The 4227-nt window shown below is 40.3% G+C and carries 4 protein-coding genes; 2 read left to right on the top strand and 2 right to left on the bottom strand.

Annotated features, from left to right (window positions below; all coding sequences use genetic code 11):
* Positions 1–1362, top strand: a 1362-nt coding sequence (locus LD39_RS12280) for a hypothetical protein (RefSeq protein WP_035546968.1), incomplete at its 5' end; no start/stop codon positions are given.
* A 39-nt stretch (positions 1363–1401) separates the two neighbouring features.
* Here the strand turns inward: LD39_RS12280 and LD39_RS12285 are convergent.
* Positions 1402–2175, bottom strand: coding sequence for a CsxC family protein (locus tag LD39_RS12285; RefSeq protein ID WP_197061424.1), 774 nt, complete (start codon positions 2173–2175; stop codon positions 1402–1404).
* 337 nt (positions 2176–2512) lie between these two features.
* A complete protein-coding gene (locus tag LD39_RS12290; protein WP_035546970.1) occupies positions 2513–3562 on the bottom strand; it encodes a class I fructose-bisphosphate aldolase in 1050 nt (349 codons plus the stop codon).
* Between the two features lie 215 nt (positions 3563–3777).
* Here LD39_RS12290 and LD39_RS12295 point away from each other — a divergent pair.
* The coding region (locus tag LD39_RS12295; RefSeq protein WP_035546973.1) for a polysaccharide deacetylase family protein at positions 3778–4227 on the top strand (450 nt) is incomplete at its 3' end.

A 4227-nucleotide genomic window follows, 5' to 3' on the forward strand; every position in this document is an offset into this window, starting at 1 on the left:
ATCAACAGCAAAAAAAATACTAAAAAGCTTGAGGAGCCATCAACTACATTCAAATACGAGAACATGGAATCCGAAAGTGCGGAAAAATCGGAGCGTGAGGAGAGTACGTCTATAGAACATAAAAGCCAGGTGGATTCTCTCATAGGAGAGTTTCTCTCCATGTTAGGAGAATCTTCATTTTCCGAAGAAGAGTTCATCCAACAGGAAGAAAGCTATTCTAAAGAAGATCCGTTTTTCGATGGAGACTATTCGATCTTAAAAGATATCGTTTCATCTATTGAAGAGGGTGCCAACGATGAATCTTCCAGCTTTAAACACTACTATTATTCCCAAAAAGAAATAAACGATGAAGTAGCAGATCCATCTTCATCAGAAGCAGAGAAAGAATTCGATTCTTTCAAAGAGGAAGAGTTTGATTATGAAAACGTGATATCTTCTAAAGACAGCTCATTGATTTTTGAAGAAATTTCTTCCATGCTAGACGAATCTCCATTGGAACTGGATTCGCCCAGTAAATCCATTGAGGAATTCGAGTCTGCCTCAAGCGAAGATGAATATTCTTTTACAGAGGATGTATATTCTTTAGACGATGATCTTTCTTCATCAGAATATGAAATAGATTCAAGCAATGATCAGGAAGAAAGTTCTTCCAAAGACTTTCTTGAACTAGTGGAGGAGGAGTGTTCCTCTAACGACAGTGAATTGGATTGCGATAATGAAGAATCTTCCACTCCGTTAATAGATTTATTTAAAGAGGAACTTGTCATTGACGGTGAAGATAAGGAAGAGAGTCTGAACTGCGAACTGAACTGTAAAGTTGAAAGAAAAGGCCAATTAGTTAGACTCCCTGTGTTACTTTCCAGAACAGTTGTTGACATCGATCTTATGCATTCATTAGATATTAAAGATCAAGTAGTTGAAATCATAGACGTCGAATGGTCGTTAAATTCGATAAAGACCAACGTTGTTTTGCCAACATCAACTGTGTTTTTCAAAGGCGTCCTTATTGCAGATATAAAATATGTAACTGATCACAAATACCACACCATTCGCACCGTTAAGATCCCTGTGCATTGGGATAAGGTAGAGGATGTGAGATGGCTGCATGAACCTGTACATTCAAAGAAACATCAAAAAGAATATAATTTTAAAACTGATCATGAGGGAAGCTCTCATTATGAATTCTATCAAGATTTTGTGAGTCCCATTGAAGAACAACTGCAAAGCTTTCAGTCTACCTGGAATCATACACTTCATCCCACTGATAAGGGGCAGAAAATCTCCATTCAAGGGAATGTTCATATACGGATAGATCTTTTGCAGCAACAATATATAGAAGCTCAAACGTTTTGTTATGATTAAAAAAAGGGAGTCTCTTAAAAGAGACACCCTTTTGTACTTTTAGCGTCCAGTAATTCTTCTGAATCTGTTGTACACGGATTCAGGTTTAGCAGCACAGGCAGCATCATTTGGAGGGAGATCTGGCAAGTTAGGGTCGGGATCTTGTTGTTTTTGAGTAAGTTTGATAACTAGGTTGATATCCATTTTTTCAGTGACTTTGTTAAAGCGTCCCCAATTGTCAAAATTGTGGATAATATCCAATTGGTTTACTGCAGATGCAAGAAGTTTACACTTGATCGGCTCATTGTTAATTTCAAATGTTAATGAACCAAATTCACAACGGTCTGCTTCCATTCCGTTTTTAGCAAGCTCTCTGTATTGAAGAACATTGTCTTTTACACTGTATTCAAAATCGAATGGATATTCTACTGGGTTCGCAAGCTGTACTTGGTCATAAGCTTTGAATGGAATGTCAATGCTGTAATCTTTTACATACCCGTATCCATCTTCGACATATTGAATATTTTTGTGTACAAATCCTTCTACGAACAGCTTGACATAATTACGGTTACCAGGAACTGGGATAGCTTTACATTGAGTTAAGTGGATGTTTTTCTCAATGTTTTTAATAGCCGTAGCGTATGATGGTAGGTGAAAGTCTGCTTCTGTCAGAGATTGAATCAACACATCTCCAAGTACGACCGTTTCTTCTTCAGCACCTTGTACAGCAAACTGCTCAGATTGAGTAGATAAACTGCGGGACTTTGCTACGTCGTTTTGAGGCATAGGCGGGCACTTTTTATGGCCGTTTCCACAACCAGTGTTTTTTCTCATACTATTCACTCCTTAATATATAGTTGTCAAAAGGTAACAAATAATACTATATCCTAAGACAAGTTTCTTTTGACTCAATATTAATATATGTATGCGTTCTTGGTTTGGAATGGACGAGTGTCGCTAGGTAAGAGAATTCCTAGCCTATTTCTAAGCCTTGCTTACACAGTAATTAATAAACTTATAACTTTTATAGTCCCATAGACTATTTATTGGGGGGGAGTGAAATATGCTATCGATTAAACATAGGTTTTTATATCATCTTATGAAATAACAAAAGTTCAGTGCTGGGTGATTATCTATCACCAGAGCACTGAACTTTTATTAAGTGACGGGATTAAGCAAGCGAAATCGATTCATCAGTATAAACATCCTGGACAGCCTGTATGATCTCCGAGCCTTCTTGCATCGGACGCTGGAAGGCTTTTCGTCCCATAATCAAACCCATGCCACCGGCTCTTTTGTTGATGACGGCGGTTTTAACGGCTTCATTTAAGTCACGTTCAGCAGATCCGCCTCCGGAATTTATCAAACCGGCACGCCCCATATAGGAATTGGCGACCTGATAACGGGTAAGGTCGATCGGGTGGTCGGAGGTCAATTCTGTGTACACTTTGTCATGGGTTTTTCCGAAAGCAAGAGCGTTGTATCCGCCGTTCAAAGTTGGAAGCTTTTGTTTCACGATGTCTGCCTGAAGACTTGCTGACAGGTGGATCGCCTGACCGGTCAAATCAGAGGAGAGGTGGTAGTCTCCAAATGCCGTTTTAAACATCGGGTTACGAAGATAAGCCCACAGGATGGTGCCAAGACCTAGTTCATGCGCGTATTGAAATGCTTGAGCGACTTCCTGGATTTGACGGTTACTTCCCTCTGAACCGAAGTAGATGGTAGCCCCCACAGCGACAGCCCCCATGTTATAGGCTTGTTGAACGGAGCCGAACATGATTTGGTCGTGGGTGTTTGGATAGGAAAGCAATTCATTGTGATTGATTTTTGCAATGAATGGAATTTTGTGTGCGTAGTCTCTTGAGATGGAACCGAGTGCGCCAACTGTCGAAGCGACGGCATTGCACTCACTTTCAAGAGCGAGTTTAATAATGTTTTCAGGGTCGAAATACATCGGGTTGGGTGCGAAAGAGGCACCCGCTGAATGTTCAATTCCTTGATCAACGGGGAGGATGGACAGATAGCCCGTGCCTCCTAAACGTCCATGGTCAAATAAACTTTGAAGATTCCTAAGTACAACGGGTGAGCGATCAGTGGATTTGTAAACTCGATCGACAAAATCCGGTCCAGGGAGGTAAAGGTTCTCTTTTGGAAAAGTCTGGCATTCGTGGCTCAGCAGATACTCGGCTTCACTTCCTAACAACTCTTCAATAGCTGGCATTGATACAACTCCTCCTTGTTTTAAATCTCCTTTACTAAAACAAGTTCCCTAAGGGGTCATCCATAAACTGGAATTCTATCATTTGTCTAGTATGACCATTTAATGGCAGTGCTTTCTCTTTAAGGGTCGTAGTATAATAGACATAAACCGACAGTATTTTCAGTAGTGATTCCTTAGGAGCAATGCTTTTCTAAACAATAGAAGAGGTGAATGGGATGCATACGAAATTGCTGAAAGTCATTGTGGTCATCTTTCTTCTTTTAGTCTCCTTTTTTACATTTTCCACTCAGATTGATGCTGCAAGTTCTAAATTCGTTACAAAAGGTAACACTGCAGGCAAGCTTGTTGCACTAACGTTTGATGATGGTTCAGACGGAACGAATATCGGAAAAATTCTTCAAATCCTCTCTTCTCAAAAAGTCACATCTACTTTTTTTCTAACCGGTTCAGGAACGGACAATCACCCCCAGTCGATTAAGAACATCGCTGCTGCCGGACATGAACTTGCCAATCACTCTTATTCCCATGCCGACTTCACTCAATTGACGGCAAGCGAAATAAAGACAGAACTTTCAGAGACGGATGCTATTGTCAGAAGTATTACCGGTCAGACGACTCAGCCGCTGTTTCGAGCTCCTTTTGGTTCCGTAAATTCGGCTGTTTTG

This window comes from Halobacillus sp. BBL2006 (genome assembly GCF_000786645.1).
Lineage (GTDB): Bacteria > Bacillota > Bacilli > Bacillales > Halobacillaceae > Halobacillus.

Bases quoted from the DNA above. Each gene is read 5' to 3' on its own strand.
- LD39_RS12285 (WP_197061424.1), bottom strand. From the start codon at position 2,175: ATGAGAAAAAACACTGGTTGTGGAAACGGCCATAAAAAGTGCCCGCCT.
- LD39_RS12290 (WP_035546970.1), bottom strand. From the start codon at position 3,562: ATGCCAGCTATTGAAGAGTTGTTAGGAAGTGAAGCCGAGTATCTGCTG.